The organism is Legionella rubrilucens, from assembly GCF_001468125.1.
In the GTDB taxonomy this organism is placed as follows: domain Bacteria; phylum Pseudomonadota; class Gammaproteobacteria; order Legionellales; family Legionellaceae; genus Legionella_C; species Legionella_C rubrilucens.
In genome coordinates, this window is the sequence record NZ_LNYT01000007.1 from 142,118 (window position 1) to 163,917 (window position 21,800).

The following is a 21,800-nucleotide window of genomic DNA, read 5'->3' on the forward strand; positions in this document are numbered from 1 at the left end:
CTCCAAATTTAAAAATTTTACAATAATTAGGACTTATGTTCTATTTTATGCGGTGAATGCTGCTCGTCTTTTTTAATTTCGCGCAGTTTTTCGCTAAAATACGTATTCGGATCGGGGCGCTGTTCACTCTGCAAATTCGCTTCAGCACGAGCGACCTTATACTCTTGTTCGACTCTCTCTTTCACAGAAGGTTTTAGTTTATCCAGAGCTTCCTGGATTTCAGTAAGCAGCACGACGCCTTCTGACTTTTGCTGTGTCCATCGCGACTGGATGGCTTCCGTTTGCCTCGTCAATTCCTGCAATTCCTTTTCAGCGTCCTGTGATTCATCCAGTTCATAAAGTGTTTCAATGGGCGCATACATGGCGCCGGTTTTCATATCCAGATTGAAGTCGACCTCAACTGGCTTATCGCCAATCAGCGCATGGACCGTCAATTTAAATCCGGGATTAAAAAGGTTGCTCTCGCCGAGTTCTATTTTTTTAAATTGAATACGCGTGTCCTGCACTGATTTTTCCACGATGAATCGCTCAAGGTAAGCCAGTAACTCCCTGTACGTTGAAGCCTGGTTTACCTGAGTGAAGAACGAGTAATGCATTCCTGTATTGATTACATCGGGATCCTTCGAAACAAACTCGATCGTCTGATTCGAGTACTTAAAGTGCTTAGGCGGCAGATTGAGTTTTGGCGGCTTTTCACTATCCGTTTGATTATAGAAAAAGACGGTACCAGCCTGAGTCAAGGCCTGATAAACCTCAATCGATCGCGGCTTGTTTAATGTGCTGGATTCTTCCCCCTGGGAAAAATAATAAACCAGCCGATTTCTGGCATAGCGGCAATACTCCTGCAAAGCCTGTAAATCCTCATTCTCATCAGGGAGCGATGCAATGTATTCGAATAAATCAAGAAGCGTCTTATAGATGATGATGCTGTTCTGTTTATCGGACAGGTCAGCGTTCTTGTAGACTTCTATAAATTCGTTTAATTTTCTAACTTTTTCTTTGCTTTGAGCTGGGAGACGCTCATCGTGAACGTAGGCTTTAAATACATCAACAATTTCGTCAAACTCGGTTTTCCTATTGGCGTCAATTTCTTCAGGCGGCATGGCAGCGTGAATCCTGACTTCAAGCTCATTTAAATAGTTATACAAACGCCCGTTTGAACCGCTGCCTAAATGGCGTTTGTGCTTAATGTCATCGCTGAGCAATTGTGATTTTGCTGCGTGAATAGCCTGCAAAATCTCGGCAGCGCTTAACGACTTGTTATTCAACTGGATGAGAAGCGCTGAGACAATGTCTTTGCGATCATCGCTTACCCAGCCGCGTTTCCACCAATGATCACGGTAAGAGGTCATCCATTCTATGGCTTGACTGCGCATATTGGAAGGAGACTCAGCCCACCAGGACGCGAAGGAGTCTTTTTTCCATGTCGCCGTGGATTTGGATAGCAGGCGGCGGTTTTCTGCCATCATCATGGGCAGATACAGGGATTTCTGTTTTTCATGTTTGCCGCGATGGGAGGTCAAAATGGTAAAATGTTCCTGCTGGGCATAGGCGACGGCATTAATGTATTTGTCTGCCCTGCTCCAGTTTATCTGATCAATAAAAGCCTCGCATGCCTGATTGAACTTGGCATAAGCTACCGCGTTGCCTGAACGATAGGCTTTATACCGGAGATAAAGCATCGCCGCCATGATCGTCTGAACTTGTGCTTCTAAGGGAGTCGACGGATCAAGAGCGAATTTGCTGGCCAATTGCTGTTGATGCGCCGGGGTACGGAGCCATTCCATTTGTCCTGCAATGACGGCACGGACTGCCTGCTGTCTTGCATCATCAGCCACAGCCTGCAATTCCATGCTGGATTCCGCCTCTATGTCCATCATATCGGCATAGACTGCTGCTGGTGAAACGGAAACCACGGGTCTGTAAAGCTGGCTTCGCTTCACGTAATGCGTGCCCAGAGGTGCATTTCGAGTTGTGATGTGATCGATCAGGTCGATGTCATCAAGCGTTCTTTCTTCGGGCAGATCGATAGTCATTTTGTTATGTGCTGCCCATTTGAGCAAATGAGCTCTAATCATGCCGTCTTTTTTAGCATACTCATTCCATTCTTTAACAGCAAATTCGGCAAGGCGGGTAATTTTCGCGGTATTTTTCCCTTGCAGAGCCGGGTCGTGTTCCAACTCTTCCCAATAGTTATCGATGTTACCAAGGAGCAGATTCCATTGACCCAGTAATTGGTTGATAATCGCCTTTTTGCTGGCTTTTGACGCTTTGGTGGCATGAATCTGGGTGATGAAATCAAAGAACTCCTGATAAATGAGATCCTTAATGCCATCAAACGATTCCCGCAAATCCCGGTCTTCTGAACGCGGCTTATTGCGGATAGTATTTAACAGCGCAATCGCTTTCTCCACTTCCTGGATTGTTGCTTTAAGGTTACGCAGTTTTTTCGGCGCATCAGCATAAGCCTCTTTAAATTCACTGCGGCGAAGAATCATGCGAGTAAAACCCGGTTGCCCTTTACGTGCGGGCCGTCCTGATTTTTGCTGTAACGATCGTTCTAAATCCTCGGTAGAATGCGGAGCAGTGTCAACATAGGTTTGGATGGCATAGAGGCCATTGGCGTGAGTCGGTTTAATGTCTGTGCCGCGATCAAAAACCGAGGAAATGGTAATGACGCCATCCAGCCCTGCTTTATCTTTAAATTGCTTTTCTTCGTCGTTCCGTTCCTTGGGCGTGGGTTTTTCACTGCTGTAAAAACGCTGCAGGAAATCTGGGTTTAGTTTATGTTTGTATTTATGAGGAGCGGCTTCAATGGCGTCATGCAGCGCCTTATAAATTTTCTCGCCCTGCGTTTTATCAGGGCACTGTATTAATATAGGACCGCATAACCCATCGGGCTGACTGCGAATATACCGCAAAACGTCTTTGACGATGAGTTGAATGTGCTCGTTGTCTTCCGCTTCTGGATTATCAAGGTATTTAGCCTGGGTTAGCAGGGGATCTAAATACCGCAGGTTGGATTTGGTAAATTTCGGAATCCCGGCAAAGCGAAAGCCGTATTTGGCGTGTTGTTCAATAATTTCTTTCTTCGACCCCGCCGTTCCTGTCATGCCCAGGATCCGTTGATAGGTGTTCATTAACAATCGGCTGTTTAGCGAAGTCACGTAGGTTTTTTCAGGCTCAACCAGAAAATTGGGCTTACCATTGTCGATTTCGTTACGGTATTTTTGCTGCAGGCGGACATGCAGAAACTGCTGAATGCCATTGCTGAATTCCGCATCGATATTAGGCCGTCCACCAGTCAGAATACAGGCTTTGGATACCTGACCGAATTTCGGATGCGCTAAGGTAACGACCCGGAATTTGGTTTCTTCCTCATCGATTAGGTGTTTTGTTTTTCCAGCAGCAACCAACCAGCCTTCCAAGCGTTTCTGGTAGAGTTCAGGTTGCTCTTCAAGTTTTTTCAACTGCTGCTTTTCTTCTTTGGATTTGGCCGCATTTCTGAGCCAGACTCTGGCCAGTGCTTGAAGGTCCGCATCACTTCTGGGTATGGTCTGTGCGTCGGTAAAATTAATTAAAGCCTCATAAATCCAGGTATAGGGGCTTTTATAGGGATCGCTGCTGGCATCGAGCGACGTGGCGTAACGATAGCGGGTACTGTCGTCTAAAGTTGAAAAATCCACTTCATCGGCAATCAAAGTGCAATTGTCGGGGAAGACTTTACCTTCCAGCTGCATTTTGGAGCGATAGAGCGCCACATCGGACATGCTGGAGTAATGGATAGCATTGGGTTGGTAATCATCAAATCCGGATTTAGCCGTGATCAGTTTTACCCGCATCTCCAGGTAATCAAAGAAGGCGTGGTTTTCCTCCAACCCCTCGGAGGCCAGGAAGCTGTTCGCTGTACAGATATCAACGGTTTTGCCTTCAAGGTTAGCCAATGCAGCCGCTAAGGCAGCGGTCATTGATTTCCCTTCACCGGTTTTAATTTCCCCAACCAGATTCTCACCGGTCTGCATGGAGAGCAGCAGATACATGATTTGGGTTGGTCTTGGCATGTTGCCTGTGGCGCGATACATCACTTCACGCAACAGGGCGATGATTTCCAGTCTGGCTTTAAGACGCTGATTCTCAGTCGCCCCGCTGCCTTCTTTTAAGCGATTTTTATAATAATCCAGAAGGTCATGAATCTCTTTATGAGACATGTCCTTGACGGCTTTAAGATTATTGGTGGTTTTGCCATTTTCAATGATTGGGATACCGAAGTCTTTGCCAATGCCGTTGATGTACAAAAACCAGCTCTGCAACTCCTGACGCTGGGTCAACAACATCGGGCGGCCATAATTCATGTCCTGCAGGTTGTTGAGGTAATTGGTCAGTTCACTGGCATCAAAGTGTTCATCCAGGGTTTTTTTATCGTCGCGCTTACCAAACGGATCCAGGTCATATTTTTTCTTAAGTGCATCTAAATCCACCGTTTCGGCTAAGGTAATCTGAGCCAGTTCGGAGAGTTTGGGGTAAGTGGGGGTACTGTAAAGAGCAGCCAATTGCTTGAGGGTTTCTGGGTCGACCTGTTTTAACTGGTTTACCGCATCCACAAGGAGTTTCTGATTATATTTTGAACCTTGTCCGTCCAGCTCTTTTTGTGCAGCCCGCAAAGCAATAGTCATGATAAGGGCCATTTTAGCCTGATCCGGCTCGTTGGCTGCTTCGATAAAGGCTGAGAAGTCAGCGGCATTGTTCCCGGTAAAAAAGGAGAAAACGGCCTGTATCAAAGCCGGATTCTTCATGTTTTCAACGAGGCTAAAACCCTGGATAATTTTCCATAACTCGGTATCCTGGTTAGTGCCGAGAATATGCAGCTTCTGGATGAATAACTCGCTGTTGTCGCCACGAAGAGCAAGAACTTTATTCAAATAATTATGGACGTTTTCTGGTTTGCTATGGCAATAAGCAATCGCCAGTTCGCAGACTGCACGTCTCTCCCGGTCGCTCCAGTCCTGCTTTTCAGGATCAAACACGGTGTCAAGGATAGTATTTAACCCAGTCAGTATGGTCTCCGAAGGAGACTTAAACGCCAGGAATTGACTCAGTAAAGGAGTTGGGAAGGGATCATTGGGATTAAAACCCGAGACCAGCGCACCCGTAATTTTGGCAAGGTGCTTAAGCGGGTACTCTTTTAGCGATGGGCTTTCATCGAAAGCGGCAATGACGGCTCTCAAGTCTGAAGGCCAGGTTTTTTGAATACGCTGAAAATCGCCGAGCAAATTGCTTAAACCATCCAATTCGTTGGCGTAAATGCCGACAAAGTCGTCAAATGCCGCCTTTTTAATCGGATGATTCATTTTGTTATTGATGATTTTGGCAAGGCGCGCACGCGTTGCCTCGTCTCGAATACCGACATTGGCTATGCCGTCATTGATGACGGTGTTGTAGACATTGGTCATGACGCCGGTGATTTTTCCTTTGACAACATCGCCTAAAAAACCTGAAAATTGACCAATTTTTTTAAGGCCTTTGATTAAGGCGTGAGGGCCTTCGGGGGTGGCCAGCATTTTAAAGAAACCATCACCCAGTTCAGCCTCGATAGGCCCCTTGAAACTCGCGAGCTCTTTAATGATCTCGCTCATGTATTTGGTGATGATCGTTTGTAAATTTCCGCCGCTTTCCACGGGCGAAGCAATCACTTGCTCCAATTGAATGGTGCAGTCTTTGGGCAAAGCGTCCTTGATGGTTTGTTCAAGCGCGCTGTATTCCGGTTTTTCCTTCGCCGCGACATCCCTGACAATGGTAATGAGTTGATCGAGGCTCGGCAGCGCTTTCGATTTCACATCAATATGGCCCAACAGTTCCAGAAGGTTATGGGTTGTCTGCTCACCGTGTGTATTCAGGCATTGGGTAACCGCTTCATAAAGTTCTCTGATTTTCTCCCCGGCGTTTTCTCCATTGATGCCTTCTCTTGTACAGACAGCAATCAGTCGAGTCGTACCTATACGCAGTTTACGATGATCGGTGAGAGCCTGAGCCTTTGCGTCGGCAATTTTTCTCAATCCCGTGATGCTAAGGCCTTCCAGTTCGCGCATGACCTCTTGAAAAACAGAGAGCTTTATTGCCTGCGGGTTTAGACACAGGAGGGTCAGTGTTTCAAGGTATTCCTGCGCATCCTCGTCATACGCTTCTACCAATTCCTGGATCATGGTGATGACCTGAGCCGGTTGCTCCATCTTTTGGGCTTGTTTGGAAATGGTCACGATCTCTGCAAGGGTTGGCCTTATCGGAGACCTGCGCATCGCACGCCAGGCATTCACCATCACGCGAATGTTCATCAACTGGGTTTGGTTTTTATCTTTGGAGGTGTCTTTGTACAGGTTTATCCAATCGACCAAGCCTTCAATATCGGCGATTTGAAAGTGTTTACCGCGTTTACCCGTGCCAAATACGGCAATGAGTAATAAAAGCGATTCTTTACCATTGAAATAATTATTGTTTTGAATATTGTCATCAATCAACGCAAAAGCTTCGCGATACTGTTTGACTGGGGCACGGTGGTTAAAGGTCGCGATGTAACGTAAAAAAATAGCGAGTTGTTTATTGCTATCCTCACCCACAGCCCTATCGACGAAATTGCCGCCAATATTGGCTTTATCACAGCGATAAACAAAACCGTTTTCCGAAAAACGAACGTCTGATTTCGCGCTCCCGGAAAAACTGCCCAGGTTTAACATCATGGACGGAGTGACCAGTTTATAACCTTCGTAGCGTGAGGCATAAAAAGGCCCGAGGCCATCCAGGGATAGACCGGGTAATGACTCATAAAACTGCTCATTGATATCATGGGCGTTGGTGAGAATCACCGTCAGTAATCTGTCCAATGCGACCCGCATGTCGGCCACACCGGTTAAGAACGGGCAGTATTCGGTTAAATGAAGGCCGGGGCTGACCTCTTCCAACTGGCCGCAAAAGTAGGAAAATCCCTCAGCCAACTCTGCCAGATTGGCCCAGCGGGTGCCGGGATGGCGTTCCTGCTTCACGTGGGTAAACCCATCGTCTTCGTCTGTCTGTTTTGGGTCGGGAGAATAACCAATATTGCTGGTATGCTGTTCCGTTAAGGCGAGCCACCAGGTAGCCTGAGCTGTGGAAAAGGCCATTAATTTCTGGATGGCGGCTAAACTGTTTTCCTGAAGCAGCTCATTGAGGTTTTGCGATGAATCAATAAAGCAGGCCTTGAAACTGGTAAAAAATGCATCACCCTTGATGGCTTTAAGTTCCTGAAAGGTGATCAGTAACTGAAGAACGCCGGCAGAACCCTTGTCAAAAAACACTTCACTGAGCGCCTTGATGTTGTTTTCGGTGAGTGTGTTGCCGAACACGCTTTGCATGAGCGCCTGCATCTTACCGGCGGCCTCAGGGTCCTGTGCGGAAATAAAAGCCTGCAGAATGGTCATACGCTGTTGAACGGACAGTTTAACCGCGTCGTCTTTGAGATAGAAAAAATGGCTAATGCAGTCTTCGAGCGAAGGGCGCGGCGCTTTCAGTTTGGCAATCACCGCATCGTATACATTTTTGGCCTGCTCATGGGTAATGAATTGCAAGGCATTTCCTGCCAGGTCACCGGGCAAAAGCGGTTTTGAAAACTGGATGGTTAATGGCGATTCATTGGGATTGATTGCGGCATCAAAGGCGGAATACGCCAGCACGACGTTACCATCTGCATCGCTTTGCAGTTCAAACCCGCGCGGCAGATTATCAGGGTGTAAACCGTATTGCACATCCTGCAGGTGTTCAATCAGCATTCTCGCGGCCGATACACTGATTTTTTTAATGCCGTATTTAAACAGTCCTGCCTCTTCGCCGGTAATCATGTCCCAGCATTGTTCGGGACTGAGTTTGGGATGACGGGCTTTGATGAACGCGTCCAGTTTATTGATGGTGTCACGGGTCAGTAACTCGTCAGTCCCGGTGTAGAGGTTGAATAATTCCTCTTCCACTTCGTCTTCTTCTGGCAGACCGCTGTCATCCAAGGACGTTTGCACCTGTTGCTGAACCTGCTGTTGCTGCTGCTGTTGCACCTGAATTTCAGTCGCGAGCGAGCCTAAATCACCCTGAAAAATGGCTTTACCGATTTTGCCTAAGGTGACCTTGGGTATTACTGCTGCTCGAGCAGTCGTTTTTTCATGTTCTCTGGCAGACAGGCCTTTTTTCTGGTTTTTCAAGCCGGCATTTTCAAGTGCTTCCAATGGGCCTGCGATTTTTAATGACGCCCTGTCCGGTGCAGAAAAAGTAACGACGGTGGCATAAGGGCCTGCACTGATTACATCAATTAAGGCCTGAATGGTTTCTTCTTTTAATGGGGCCAGTGAGGAACTGACGATTTCTAATCGTTTAATGCCTTCAGGCGGCATGTGGCTGAGGATATCGCGCACGACATCAATCAGCGTCTTTTGGTCAATTTTGCCCAGATCCGTAATGGCGAAACTGAATTGCCTGAACGGGAGAAAAGGATTTGCCGATTGTAAATAATCCCGCAAGGTTGTCAGCATGTCGAGATCAGTAATCACATACCCTAACGCCTGGGCGTCCCGCATGCTGAAGGTGTGGTAATCGAAAACCCCGTCTTCAAAACGGTTTTGATTGTTGGCAATGTACTGCAGCAGCTTCGCAAACCCGGTGGCACCGAGTTGAAGAGCATTTTTATCGGCTGAAGACAGCGACCCCACAAACCATTCAAACCGTCCCTGGGTGGGTTTATCCGGAATTTGAAATAACATCGCTTCAAACAAGGCATCCCAGGGAGGCGTTTGTGCGTTGGGTTTTATTTTAAAATGAGACAATAAGGCATTGCGGGTGTTTATCAGCCTTAAATAATCGCTTAACGCCGGATCCTCTGCAATCAGTTCAATGCCCAACGCTAACTGATCAATATTGTCCTTAATCAACTGCTGGTTCAGTTTCGCAGTACCGGTCAATGTGATTTGTTTAAGCGCTGTGTTTTTGCCAATGGCATTAAAAAGGACTTCAAGGGCTAGCTCAGTATTCTCCTGATCGTTTAAGATTTCTTCTAAATTAAGCGTAAGGGCGTCGCTCGCCTGGGCAATGGCTTTCATTGCGGGCAACTCTTCAAGTTTGACTTTAGCCGCATTCAAAGCCACTAAGGCTTCAAGCTGTCCGCTGTTTAATTTTCCTTTGGCGCCCGGACTTCTGTCCCTGGCCAGGCTAAAGGCCAGCAACTGGCCTTCCACCAAAGCCGGTTTGACCTTGTATTCATCACTGTCAACCTGTTCAGGATACTGTTTCTCGAAATCACTTTCCGAAACCAGAGAGCTTAATGCAGTTCTGATTTCCTGACTGATGACCTGTTGGCCCAGCAAGGAGCGGTAGACGAAGTCACGAAGGCTTGAGGCATCCTTGCACTGGGTGAATTCCTGATAGATCCCATCATTTTGAATGACGCCTGCATCGATGAGATCCTGAGTGATTCCTCTTAATGCGCGGTAACCACAGGTAAATCCGTCACGTTGCTCCTGGGTGCCGGTCACGGTAATCTCAGGGTCTGTGCAGTCAGGGAAGGCGGTATAAAATTTTACCGCGTCTTTGCTGGTATAGCTGCCAATCTGGTTATGGTATTTCAGGGCATTTTTTAAGGTGGCGGCGATTTTTTTCTTGGAGGCCTCATGCAATTGCAGTTCATCGGTGTATTTCACACTGATTTTGACAGGCTTGTCGGTAGGGTCGACCTGCACGAGGATGCGAGCCCAATGGTTGCCGCGGGAATCGATGCGGCTATGACCGTCTTCTCCGAGGTTAACAATCAAAGGAATGGCATAAGGGGTTGGAGGATCATCGTGCTGATGCTGTTCTCTGGCAAAATGAAGCGCCAAGCCGAGATCGTCTTCGGTAAAGGGGATAATATGGCAATTGGGAATACCTAAAATCTTTAACTGACGCTGAATATCAACATCCGTCAGCCATTCATCCTTTCTTAACCTGCCGGCAAGGAATTTTTCAAAAAGACCGGGGTAATCGGCGCGTTCCGGATTGAAGTTCATGCGAAGCGGACGCTCGCTTTTCCATCGAAGCCAATCGGTTCTCGCAGCCAGCGTATCGAGGGTCAGATTGTAAGTGTCTTCTAAATCGCCTGATATTTTGTTGCTGTTCACGTGCCGGATGAACACATCATAAAAAATGGCAAAATCCGACAGATGAATGGCTAAGGTTTGATCATTGTCGACGGCCAGGGGGATTAAAGGCAAATAATCGGCATGTTCGGCGTCAAAGCGTTTTAAACCCTCAATCAGTTTCGCGTCAGGGTTTACAACACCCGGATTGGCTTTCCTCAAAATATCGAATAATTTTTTAATTGCATTATCGATGGGGTTGGATAAATCCAGATTTTTTAAATCGCGAGTTTTTTCTTCCAGCTTTGCTGGAGACAAGCGGGCAATTTTTGCCAGTTCCTCGGGCGATATTTCACCCTGAGCAATGGCCTGTTGCAATTGCACGATTCGTGAAATTAAACGGTGCGTGCGAATTTCTGTATCAGGCGTATCAAAAAACATGGCTTGACCAACTGAATTAATATAAGTTAGTTACAAAATAGCATAAAAACCTTACTTAAATATTAACACAACGGCGACATTGTGTGTAATTTAAAAGCAAATAAGGGTGTATTTGGTTTCAAAAATATCCTGATTGATAAAAAATTAATCTGATAGTATAATTGTAAAATTTACTTGTGAAGAGACTTAAATGAAATTAATCATCCGATTTACACTGGAAGGAAAAGAAGACACGATCGAGTCAACTATCCAAAATAAAGAGGGGCTTGGGGCGATTGCACGTTCCTTAATCGCCGCCCGATTAGGTCTGGATGAGAATCAATGCCAATTCACCCGTCTGGTGGGCAAAGAATCACTGGGTTACCAGAACGCTCAAAACGACGAAGTGTTTTTAAATTATGCTGTCGTGAACCTGGGTAAAATGGAAGAGGAGACTGAATCGGTTGCTCTGCAATCCTCAGAATCTCAGGAGTCAAGAATCACCACGGGGGCCTGGGCCGATGGCGCGCCTTTGGTGTCCACGGGTTCAGAGCCTGGCACAATTGAATCGTCTGAAAACCCCAAGGGGCTTTATCGTTCAAAATCCACTCCGCCTTTCTTTGTTGACAGGAAGCGATCAGGTTCTCCTTCACCGACGGAAGAAGAATCAGAGGAGCAGGTTTCGAAACCACAAAGTAAATAATCCGCTAAAACCCGCGTCAAGCGGGTTTTTTATTTAAGCGTTTGTGCAGATTCGCCTGCTCTTCACCATACAGTAACACACCCCCTATCACGGCCGAGGGCATGGTCAGTACATTCAATAAAGGAATGAAATTAAAGACATTGATCATCAAGCCAAAGCCCAGCGATTTCATGCGATTGTGCTGTAAACGCTGCTTCATGGCGTTAAAGGTGAATAGATTATTATCCATGACAAAATCCTGATACTGCATGCTGAGCATCCACGCATTGAAGGTAAACCAGATGAACGGATAAACAGGCTGGATAAAAGGCACGAAAAAAAGCGCCGCGGTTAACAGAAAGCGGGGCAGGAAATAACGTAGAAACTGCCCCTGCCGTTTGATGCTGCGCCAGGCCATAACCATAAAAGGCTGAGAAGGGAGCTCGCTTTGGAGAAAATGCGTTTGTGCTTTTTCGGCCAATAAGCCATTAAAGGGTGCTGCAATCACGTTGCAAAGGGCGGTAAACAGCATCAAAAACAGCAAAAAATAGCTCACCACGACCAGGATAAAAAACACAGTGCTTAAAAAACTCAACCAGGAAGGCAGTTTGTCCAGGTAGTAGTCGGCATAGGGAAGAAGATAATGATAAAGAAGATAAAACAAACCCGCAAACAAGAGGACGTTAAACAGAATCGGCAGGATAACAAAGCGCCGCAAACCTGGGGTCGATAGCCGTTTGAAGCCCGCAATGAAATACAGCATGCCCTGAATGAAATTGCCCATGGTTTTCCTGTGGCGTGATGGTAAGGGTAGTTTACCGCAGTTCTTGCGTAAGGGCATGAGGATTGTTGGCGGAAGAGGAGAGCCAAGATCGGGTTTGTTTAAAAATGGTGCTTTGGGTTGTAATTTTGTTGTCTAGATAGCCAGGGTTTTATCATGCCTTTTACAAAAGAATCAGCACAGCAAATTAACAACACGCGTAATAATTGGTTTGATATTATGGGGAATGTAGCCGATGATTTTGATGACGATAAAGGCGCTCAGCCTTTTTGGCACGCTTCGCATTCCTGGCCCAGGAAAAACAGACGATTGCACAGGAATACCAGCATCTTAAACATTTAATCCCTCAAAGTTACCCGGCTTCTTATTATGAGCTGGATAAAGACGATACACTGGCTGCCGCCAGAAATCTGCTGAACGATTACACCAAGAGCAATTCAGGGCTTGGTCGAGCGTTTACTTTTCATTGGGCCCGGCATCATACGGCCGAAATCAATCAGGTTGTTGAAGACATCGACAATGGGGTGATTCAGGATATGGATTCCTTAATCAATCGATTAAAGAGCATTGAACTGGTTAACCCCAAAGGGTCACTGTCAAGACGTATTGATTTGATTGTCTGTCGGCATGTTGATGCGCAATGCCAGGCTGATTTGAAAGAAGAAGAACAACAAAACCTGCATCTTGTTTCGATTTAATTAGGTTTCCTCGTCGTCCCGCAGTGCATGCTCTTGATAAGAGTCCCAGCAGTTCGACGAGTGGACCTGTTTTAAGGATTAATTTTTAGCGACAGCCAACCCTTTAAGAATCGTTAATGCCGCGTACAGTTGATAATCTTCATACAACAGGGTTTGATCATCCTTGTGGGAATTATCGACTTTTTCACTGGAATTATTATTTTGATTCAGCAGATGCCCATTCAGTTCCGCTTCGCTAAAGCTGGTTAAATCCTTGGCTTTACTGGATTTGGGCACAGCAATTTCTTCAATGATAATGTCGGGGGTAATGCCTTTCGCCTGGATAGACACCCCGGATGGCGTGTAATAGAGGGCGGTGGTTAATTTAATGGCCCGCTTTTCGTCCAGAGGCAACACCGTTTGCACGGATCCCTTACCAAAGCTTCTTGTTCCGACAATGATGGCGCGCTTGTTGTCCTTTAATGCTCCGGCCACAATTTCTGAAGCAGAGGCTGAACCATTATTGATGAGTACAATCAGCGGCGCATTTTGCAGAATATCGCCGGGATTGGCGAGGGCCGTGAATTTGGAGCCGGGCAGCCTGCCTTGCGTGTAGACAATCATTTCTTCGCTGCCTTTCTTGTCATTATCAATGAACGCATCGGAGACCTGAATCGCTGAATCCAGTAAACCGCCAGGGTTGTTGCGCAAGTCAAGGATCAAGCCTTTGAGTTTACCGCCGGATTGCTGTTTTAACTGGGCAATGGCTTTTTCCATGTCCTGAGCAGTCATGGCCTGAAATTGGGTTAAACGCACATAGCCATAACTGTCATCCAGCAATTTGCTTTTCACGCTCTTGATGAGAATTTTTTCACGAATCAAGGAGAAAGTGAGCGGTTTGTTCACGCCTTTGCGGAGAATGGTCAAATCAATGGTCGTTCCTTCCTTGCCGCGCATCATGTTCACCGCATCCTGAAGGCTGATGCCCTGCACGGATTTGGCGCCCAGTTTAATGATGTAGTCTCCTGCCTTGATGCCGGCTTTAAATGCCGGGGTGTCCACCAGGGGGGTAACCACTTTGACAATGCCGTCTTCCATGGTGACTTCAATTCCAAGACCGCCAAATTCCCCGCTGGTTGATGTCTGCAATTCCTTGAAGGAATCTTCATCCAGGTAAGTGGAATGGGGATCAAGACCGCTCAACATCCCGCGGATGGCATTATCAAATAATTCTTTGTCATCGACCGGTTTCACATAATATTTTTTGATTTGGCCAATGGCATTGGAAAAACGTTGCACATCTTCCAGTGGAATTCGCTTGTTCGGTTCTTCCTCCGTAGCGGCGAATCCAGGTAAAGGCAGAAAAGCTGTTGTGACTAATGTAAGTAATGCACCAGATAACAGGTTGCCACGCATTGTATTCTCCTTGGACAGTTGTGAGGCGCGGCGGGCGCCCACCTCTTCCCGCTTTGTATGAAGCAAGCAATATAGATGCCAGAGGGCAAGTTAAGAGAGCCAATCAAGCGGAGGAACAGCTTTACCACGTTGCCTTACCTCGAAGTATAGTCCGTTTTGCTTTAGTCCGCCGCTATGGCCAACGGCGGCAATGGTCTCTCCCTGCATGACGTAAGTACCCTTGTGTTTAAACAGGGATTGGTTATGCGCGTAAAGGGTCATAAAGCCCTGGCCGTGGTCAATAATCATGAGCAGGCCATAGCCGTTGAGCCAATCGCTGAAAACGATTTTGCCGGGATAGACGGCATGGACCGGTGTCCCTTCGCCGGCAAAAAATGTCACTCCCTGATTGAGACGCTGCACCGCATTGCGGGCAACCTGTACCGGCCTCGGCAATTTATGCCGCATGACCGTAAACGGTTGTTTGGGACGGGCAATGCTTTCTGTGGCTAAGGTTTTCAGCAGGCGTGAGAGATTGTCCTTGTTGCGCTGGTATTCAGTGAGCGTGTGTTGTTTGCTTTGAATGTCCTGGTTGATGGTGCGGATTACTTCCGTATGATAGCGTTTATTCTGCTCAAGTTGTTGCTGATGAGCATGCAGTTTATGTTGAAGCGATTCTTGTTCAGCCAGTTCAGTTTTTAAATTATCCTGATTGATGGTCAGGTTTTTCTTGGTGGAGGCGATTTCATCAATCATGGTTTGACGCGAATGAACCAGGTACTGATAAAAGGTCAACAAGCGGCTGACGGTGTAAGGATCATCCTGGTTTAAAAGCCATTTAAGAGGCTGATATTCTCCCATTTTGTATCGTGTGCGAACATGTTGAGCCAGAAGCTGTTGTTGGGCGGCCAACTGCTTATTCAGTTCATTGACATGCGTTTGCAGGGCATGGATGCGCTGTTGTTTACTGGCCATGTTATTCTGGATGCTGCGAAGGTGCCTGACGTTTTCACCGATTTGTTTTTCGGTGCCTTCCAGTTCCCGGGTTAATGTCCCTCGTTTATCGTGGGCAGTGGCTAAGGTTTGTTTAAGCTTATTGATTTGATTGTCAAGCTGCTTCAGCCGGGTTTTGGTTTGGGTTACGCGCGCATTTTCCGCCGTGCTTGTAAAGACAGGCAATAAAGCCAGTAAGGCAATGGCAAGGCGGCTGCCTGTTGAGTTAATGCGAATTGACATCATCTTCCACCAGAAGTGCGTGGCCTGTCATGTCGGCTGGTTTGTCAATGCCGAGAAGGGCCAGGATTGTGGGCGCCACGTCAATCAGACTGCCCTTGGTTTGTTTAAAATGCCAATCCGCGCCCACGTATAAAAAGGGCACTGGCTCACTGGTATGCGCCGTGTGAGCCTGATTGGTTGTCTTGTCAAACATGCATTCTGCGTTGCCATGATCGGCGGTGATTAACAGGGCGCCGCCCACCTCGGCAAGAATCTGCCACACATTGTGCATGCATTGATCCAGGCATTCAATGGCGCGAACGGTGGCCTGGAAGTCGCCGGTATGGCCGACCATGTCGGCATTGGCATAATTGCAGATGATGACATCGTAGGCATCGCTTTTAATGGCATCGATGAGCGTGCGGGTTAATTCCGGTGCGCTCATCTCCGGCACCAAATCGTACGTGGCGACAGGCGGGGAGGGGATGAGAATGCGATCCTCGTTGGCAAACACCTGCTCATTGCCGCCATTAAAAAAGAAAGTCACATGGGCGTATTTTTCCGTTTCGGCAATGCGAAGCTGAGTCAATCCCTGACGGGATAACACTTCCCCAAGGGTGTTACGCAAGCTGAGGGGAGGGAAGGCCGTCTCCGTTAAAAAATGCTTGGCGTAACGGGTCATGGTGACAAAATGCGTTAAAACCGGCTGTTCCTGACGAATAAAACCATCAAAATCCTCATCAATAAACGCCTGCGTCAATTGCCGGGCCCGGTCAGCCCGGAAATTAAAAAAGAAAATGGAATCGCCCGATTCAATGGCACGGCCTTCACCAATGACGGTAGGCGGTATGAACTCATCGGTTTTCTTTTCATCATAAAAGCTCCGGATCGCACTTTCGGCAGTGGAGAAACGGTAACTGCTTTTGCCCTCCGTAAGCATACGGTACACCGGGGCAACGCGTTCCCAGCGTTTATCCCGGTCCATAGCAAAGTAGCGCCCGCAGAGCGAGGCGATGGTGGCTGACGGGGCCTGTTCAAGCTCGGCATTTAAGGCGGCCAGGCTTTGCAGCGCGCTTTGCGGCGGCGTGTCGCGGCCGTCCAGGAACAGATGCAGGTAAACCCGATTGAACTGCTGCTCGTGACACAGGCGCAGGAAGGCAAACAGATGTTGCTCATGACTGTGCACGCCGCCGGGCGATAACAATCCCATGACATGCAGCGCCTTGTTTTGTGCTTTCATGTCGTTAATGACGTCAATAAAAAGGGGGTTATTGGCAAATTCCCCGCTGGCAATGGCTTCGTTGATGCGGGTGTAATCCTGATAAATGACTCGTCCCGCGCCGATGTGCATATGCCCCACTTCGGAATTGCCCATTTGCTGGTCAGGAAGCCCTACCTCATGCCCGGAGGCCTCAAGCAGAACATGGGGGCGGGTATGCCACCATTCATCCCATTGCGGCGTGTTGGCTGCAGCGATAGCATTGTGGGCCTTGTCGTTTTGATAGCCCCAGCCGTCAAGAATCATCAGGACGATTGGTTTCCGAGGTTGCATTGTAGCTCCGTAAGGCAGTTGATTGGGTTTGAAACACCGATTCCTATTATTACATTTACCTGAGCGATTGACGAGACTGTCCGGTTAGAATATCGCCGTCAGTGAGCAGGGTGGATAAGTCTCTTTTTTTAAATGGGGTTTATTTTTAAAGCGGCCAATGCTTCGCCAGGTTTTCCCTGATTAATTGCTTCAGAGAGTCAATGGCGGGATTGGCTGCTGGCATTGGGTTAAATTCTAATCGATTTAATTTTGAACAGTGCAATGGTTTGCTGGTCAGGCGGCAATCCTGTTTTGCCCGGTTTTAGGGCGATGGGTCTAAAACCACGACAAAAACCGGACAATTTTCTTAACCCAGGGTGAAAACAGTTTAGGCGCGTAGAATTGGCTGGCTAAGCGCTTACTGAGTTCATTGCGGGTAGGGTAGGGAGTGATGGTGTCGGTAAACAGGCGTAAAGATCGGCCTTCCCGGACAGCGACTATCCAGGGGAAAATCAGCTCGCCTGCATTATCAGCGCACAGGCTGGCCCCTAAAATCCTGCCTTTCCTGGTAACAATGACTTTAAGCAGGCCCAGGGTATTTCCCTCGGTATGCGCGCGGTCATTGGCTTTAAAATCCAATTGAAGGATGTGGTATTGTTTGGGGTGTTGCAACGCCTCCCGTTCACTCATACCGACCTGGGCGAGTTCAGGGTGGGTGTAAGTGACGCGGGGAATTGCTTTTTCCTGTCGTTTGGCTGGCAATTTAAAAGCAATCTGTTTTAAAACAATGCCTGCATGATCATTGGCCACATGGGTAAACTGAAGGCCGCCGGCCGCGTCGCCGATTGCAAAAACACGCCGGTTGCTGGTACGAAGTTTTTTATCGACTTCAATGCGTTGGCTGTGGCAGCGGATCCCCGCGGCGTCAAGCCCCAAATCATCCACCCTGACTTGTCTGCCCGCAGCCACCAACAAGTGGCTGCCTGAAAGCTCAAGGCTTTTTTCATGATGTTTCGCCACAAGACGGATGCCGTCTGGATCACCCTTAATGTGGTTGATCTCAACTCCCTCATACAGGTGTACGCCGGTTCCTTGCATGGACATACGGACAATGGCAGTGCAATCCTGATCCTCGCGATTTAACAGGACATCGCTTTCCAGCAATGACACGTGGCTGCCCAGCATGGCAAAAGCTTGTGCCAATTCACAACCAATGGGGCCGCCGCCGATAACCAATAGATGCCTGGGGAGTTGAGTTAGGCTGAAAATCGTTTCATTGGTTAAATAGGGAACATCGCTGAGGCCGGGTATGGGCGGTATGGCTGGCGAAGAGCCCGTGGCGATGACGATGTGTCGGGCTTTAATTGCATAATCACCCGCTTGAATGGTGTTTTTATCCATAAAGCGAGCCTCAGCCTGAATGACTTTTACGCCCAAGGATTCAAAACGTTCCACGGAATCATGCACGGCTAAGGTGTCAATGGTGTCACGGACATGCTGCATCACCTGATGAAAGTCCAGTTGCTCACGTGGACTTGAAAAATGAATAAGCCCCAGTGCCTGGCTATGGCGCGCATGCCAGAAATTTTTGGCGCAGGCGATTAAGGCTTTGGAGGGAACGCAGCCATAATTCAGACAGTCGCCGCCCATGAGGCCTTTTTCAATGAGAATGACATTCAAGCCCAACTGGCTTAAGCCCGCGGCAAGACTTAAACCGGCCGCACCGGCGCCAAGGATGGCGGTGTCGCAATGCAATGAATTCATGGTGTCCGTTTGGCTTTGGGATAATGCTTTACCTTAGTTCATGGCACCGAGGCGGGTCAATCCGCGACTTCCTTCAGACAGTACTTAAAATTTTTGTTCAAAGCGGTTAGACTATCGCCTCATCGAAGTCGTAGGAAGAAATGGTTTGAAGAGTAAATTACCGCAGCATATCGCCATTGTGATGGACGGTAATGGGCGCTGGGCTGAAAGTCGAGGCATGCTTCGTTTTGAAGGTCATAAAGCAGGAATTGCTACAGTTAAAACAGTCATCCGATCCTGCCTGGAGCATCAAATCCCTGTTTTGAGCCTGTTTGCCTTCAGCAGTGAAAACTGGTCGCGTCCCGAGCGCGAGGTGGAGTTTCTAATGCAGCTCTTCCTGACCACACTTCGCCATGAAGTCCAGGAGTTACACCAAAAAGCCATCTGCCTGCGTTTTACCGGTAACCGGCAAGGCCTGCCGCCGGCCATTTGTGCTGAAATGGAGATTGCTGAACACTTAACCAAAGATAACCAGGGTCTGATTTTAAATCTGGTCTTAAATTACGGGGGCAAATGGGAGATAACCCAGGCGGCTAAAAAAATAGCTGAGCAGGTGAGTACCGGCAGGCTTCGCCTCGATGAAATCAATGAAACCACGCTCAATCAGCAGTTGTGTACCCACGATTTGCCGGAGCCTGATTTTTTTATCCGAACCAGCGGGGAGCGGCGTATCAGCAACTTCTTTCTATGGCAGTTAGCCTACACGGAATTGTATTTTACTGACACCCTTTGGCCTGATTTTACTGCGGTGGAATTTGAAGAGGCCTTGCTCAGTTTTAAACAGCGTGAGCGCCGTTACGGAAAAACGTCACAACAGGTAAGCGAGAAAGAGTATGTTTAAGCAGCGATTAATAACCACCCTGATTTTAGTTCCCGCCGTACTGGCCGCTATTCATTATTCCAACTTCTGGGTGTTTGCTGCAGCGGTTTTTCTGCTGGTCATGGCCTGCGGTCTGGAGTGGTTGCCGCTTATCCCTGTTGTGCATATTCCTGTCAGGTTGTTGATTCTTGCAGGGTTATTGGTTTGCGCCTTATTAATTCACCTGGTTATCGGGTATTGGCTTATCGCTGGATTAGCCCTTTGGTTTTTATTGATTTTTGCCGTCCTGTTGTTTCCTTCATCGCAACGTGTCTGGGGAAATCGACCGGTGGTCACCAGCCTGTGTTTTGCCCTGTTGCCTCTTTTTGGTCAAAGTCTGCTGAGTATTTATGAGCTTGAGGGTGGCAAAGAACTGATTTTTTATCTATTGTTTTTTGTATGGGCTGCCGATATCGGCGCTTATCTTGCAGGGAAACAGTGGGGAAAACACAAGCTTATTCCGGTGGTCAGTCCGGGGAAAACCCTGGAAGGGTTAGCCGGCGGCGCTGTGTTGGCCTCCGTGGTTGCCGTTTCAGGCTATTGGTATTTTCAACCCCATGCGCCGTTAATGTGGGTTCTCATTAACGTCCTGGTGTTTTTTATCGCGCTTTTAGGCGATTTGTTCATCAGCATCCTGAAGCGACGCCAGCATGTTAAAGACACAGGGCACCTAATCCCGGGCCATGGCGGGGTACTCGATCGTCTGGATAGTCTTATCGCTGCTGCTCCTGCTTTTTATTTTGGGCTTGAATACCTGGTTTCGGGGACACTCAAATGGCTTATACATTAGTTTTTTTTGTTTTAGCGCTGTTGCTTTTAGTGACAGTGCATGAGTTCGGGCATTTTATAGTCGCCCGTTTATGCGGCGTTAAAGTGCTTCGTTTCTCATTTGGTTTCGGTAAAGTGCTGTTTCGCTGGCACGACAGGCAAGGGACGGAGTACGCCTGGTCTTTGCTGCCTTTGGGTGGTTATGTCAAGATGCTGGATGAAGGCGAGGGGGAGGTGCCGGCAGAAGAACGTCACCTCGCCTTTAATAATAAACCAGTCTGGGCAAGGATTGCCATTGTCGCCGCCGGCCCTCTGTTTAATCTGATTTTTGCCTTTCTCGCCCTCTGGCTTGTCCTGGTTATCGGTATTTATTCACTGGCCCCCATGATCGAAGCCGTCAAGCCGGGTAGCCTCGCCCACAAGGCGGGACTCAGCGCCCAACAGGAAATCATTCGGCTGAATGATGAGCCTGTTCGGAGCTGGCGTGATTTCCAGTACCTGCTCCTGCCTCTGGTGGGCAGCGATGAAACTGTGTCCATGACCGTGAAGCCTATGGCTGGCGGCAAACCTAAGACCGTACTGCTACCCTTGAGCGAATGGCAACTCGATGCGCAAAAACCGGATCCGCTTGCCAGTCTGGGTATTACCCCTTTCATCCCCACCATTCCGCCGGTTGTGGGGGAGGTGATGGAGGACTCACCAGCCGAAAAAGCAGGTCTGACCTTAAACGATACCATTCAGACCGTCGACGGCAAACCGCTGTCTGATTGGCTTGATCTGGTGGAGATTGTCAAAAAGAACCCGGATCGGGTGCTGAGGCTTGGCATTCTCCGTGACGGCAAAAGTGACACCGTGGTGCTTCGTACGGGCAGTAAAGACGTTAACGGCAGTCAGGAAGGCTACATCGGTATTCGTTCGAAAAAAGTGGATTGGCCCAAAGAATGGCTGCGTGTGCAGCGGGAAGGTCCAATTGCGGCCCTTGGCACGGCTTTGCGTCAGACGGTGGATTTAACGGCTACGACGTTTTCCCTGATTGGCCGATTTGTCACAGGCAAGCTGGCTTTAAAAACCATCAGCGGCCCTGTAGGAATCGCCCAGGGTGCAGGTGAATCGGCGCGTAGCGGTATTGCCTATTATTTGTCTTTCCTGGCTTTGGTCAGCATCAGCCTTGGGGTACTTAATTTATTACCGATTCCTATGTTGGATGGCGGTCATCTGCTGTATTATTTCATCGAAATCATTATCCGCCGCCCATTATCTGAAGGGATACGAGCCGCCGGATTGTATGTTGGATTGGCCTTCCTCATTGCATTGACGGTTCTGGCATTAACCAATGATATTTCGCGATTAACCAGTTGACGGAGATAAGCCCTTGATTCTGGCTTACTCTTCCATCAGCCGGTTTTTTGTGTCTCAGGAAAGGAACAGAAACAGGATTTAACTTGATCCATTGTTTGCTTGACAGCGCTTGTCAGTTCCTATAAAAGGATTGCAAATTTTGAATTATTCCCGCCGGTTTGAAACCCGGCATTCGTTTTAGTTGTAGTGCTG

At 48.0% G+C, this 21,800-nt stretch carries 11 protein-coding genes; 5 read left to right on the forward strand and 6 right to left on the reverse strand.

Annotated features, from left to right (window positions below):
* Window positions 1-26: 26 nt before the first annotated feature.
* Window positions 27-10,559 carry a hypothetical protein gene (locus Lrub_RS04350; RefSeq protein WP_058530971.1) on the reverse strand — a complete coding sequence of 3,511 codons (10,533 nt, stop codon included), beginning with the start codon at window positions 10,557-10,559 and terminating at the stop codon, window positions 27-29.
* 190 nt (window positions 10,560-10,749) lie between these two features.
* On the opposite strand from Lrub_RS04350, the gene Lrub_RS04355 reads away from it, so the two are divergent.
* Window positions 10,750-11,241: a hypothetical protein gene (locus tag Lrub_RS04355; RefSeq protein ID WP_058530972.1), complete on the forward strand. Its 492-nt coding sequence runs from the start codon at window positions 10,750-10,752 to the stop codon at window positions 11,239-11,241.
* A 16-nt stretch (window positions 11,242-11,257) separates the two neighbouring features.
* Here the strand turns inward: Lrub_RS04355 and cysZ are convergent, their stop codons facing one another.
* A complete protein-coding gene (gene cysZ, locus Lrub_RS04360) occupies window positions 11,258-12,004 on the reverse strand; it encodes a sulfate transporter CysZ (protein WP_058530973.1) in 747 nt (248 codons plus the stop codon).
* Window positions 12,005-12,270: 266 nt separating this feature from the next.
* On the opposite strand from cysZ, the gene Lrub_RS04365 reads away from it, so the two are divergent.
* Entirely contained in the window at window positions 12,271-12,699 is a 429-nt protein-coding gene (locus Lrub_RS04365; RefSeq protein WP_058530974.1) for a DUF5617 domain-containing protein, read from the forward strand.
* A 78-nt stretch (window positions 12,700-12,777) separates the two neighbouring features.
* Here Lrub_RS04365 and Lrub_RS04370 read toward each other — a convergent pair whose 3' ends face one another.
* The 4 genes from Lrub_RS04370 to Lrub_RS04385 form a co-directional block, all read right to left on the reverse strand.
* The gene (locus tag Lrub_RS04370; RefSeq protein ID WP_058530975.1) at window positions 12,778-14,094 is read right to left on the reverse strand and encodes a S41 family peptidase; all 1,317 of its coding nucleotides are present in this window, start codon (window positions 14,092-14,094) and stop codon (window positions 12,778-12,780) included.
* A 90-nt stretch (window positions 14,095-14,184) separates the two neighbouring features.
* Window positions 14,185-15,312, reverse strand: coding sequence for a murein hydrolase activator EnvC family protein (locus Lrub_RS04375; RefSeq protein ID WP_058530976.1), 1,128 nt, complete (start codon window positions 15,310-15,312; stop codon window positions 14,185-14,187).
* Entirely contained in the window at window positions 15,293-16,840 is a 1,548-nt protein-coding gene (gpmI, locus tag Lrub_RS04380) for a 2,3-bisphosphoglycerate-independent phosphoglycerate mutase (RefSeq protein ID WP_058530977.1), read from the reverse strand. The genes Lrub_RS04375 and gpmI overlap by 20 nt, the downstream gene beginning before the upstream one ends.
* A gap of 315 nt (window positions 16,841-17,155) precedes the next feature.
* Complete coding sequence (locus tag Lrub_RS04385) at window positions 17,156-18,583, reverse strand: dihydrolipoyl dehydrogenase family protein (protein WP_058530978.1); 1,428 nt, start codon at window positions 18,581-18,583, stop codon at window positions 17,156-17,158.
* 145 nt (window positions 18,584-18,728) lie between these two features.
* Here Lrub_RS04385 and Lrub_RS04390 point away from each other — a divergent pair, with 145 nt between their 5' ends.
* From Lrub_RS04390 to rseP, 3 genes are read left to right on the forward strand one after another with little or no spacing between them, the layout of a single operon-like run.
* Entirely contained in the window at window positions 18,729-19,463 is a 735-nt protein-coding gene (locus Lrub_RS04390) for an isoprenyl transferase (RefSeq protein ID WP_058530979.1), read from the forward strand.
* On the forward strand, window positions 19,456-20,271 hold the full coding sequence (locus Lrub_RS04395) for a phosphatidate cytidylyltransferase (protein WP_058530980.1): 816 nt from the start codon (window positions 19,456-19,458) through the stop codon (window positions 20,269-20,271). Before Lrub_RS04390 ends, Lrub_RS04395 begins: the two co-directional genes overlap by 8 nt.
* Complete coding sequence (rseP, locus tag Lrub_RS04400) at window positions 20,256-21,608, forward strand: RIP metalloprotease RseP (RefSeq protein WP_058530981.1); 1,353 nt, start codon at window positions 20,256-20,258, stop codon at window positions 21,606-21,608. The genes Lrub_RS04395 and rseP overlap by 16 nt, the downstream gene beginning before the upstream one ends.
* The last annotated feature ends 192 nt before the right edge of the window (window positions 21,609-21,800 follow it).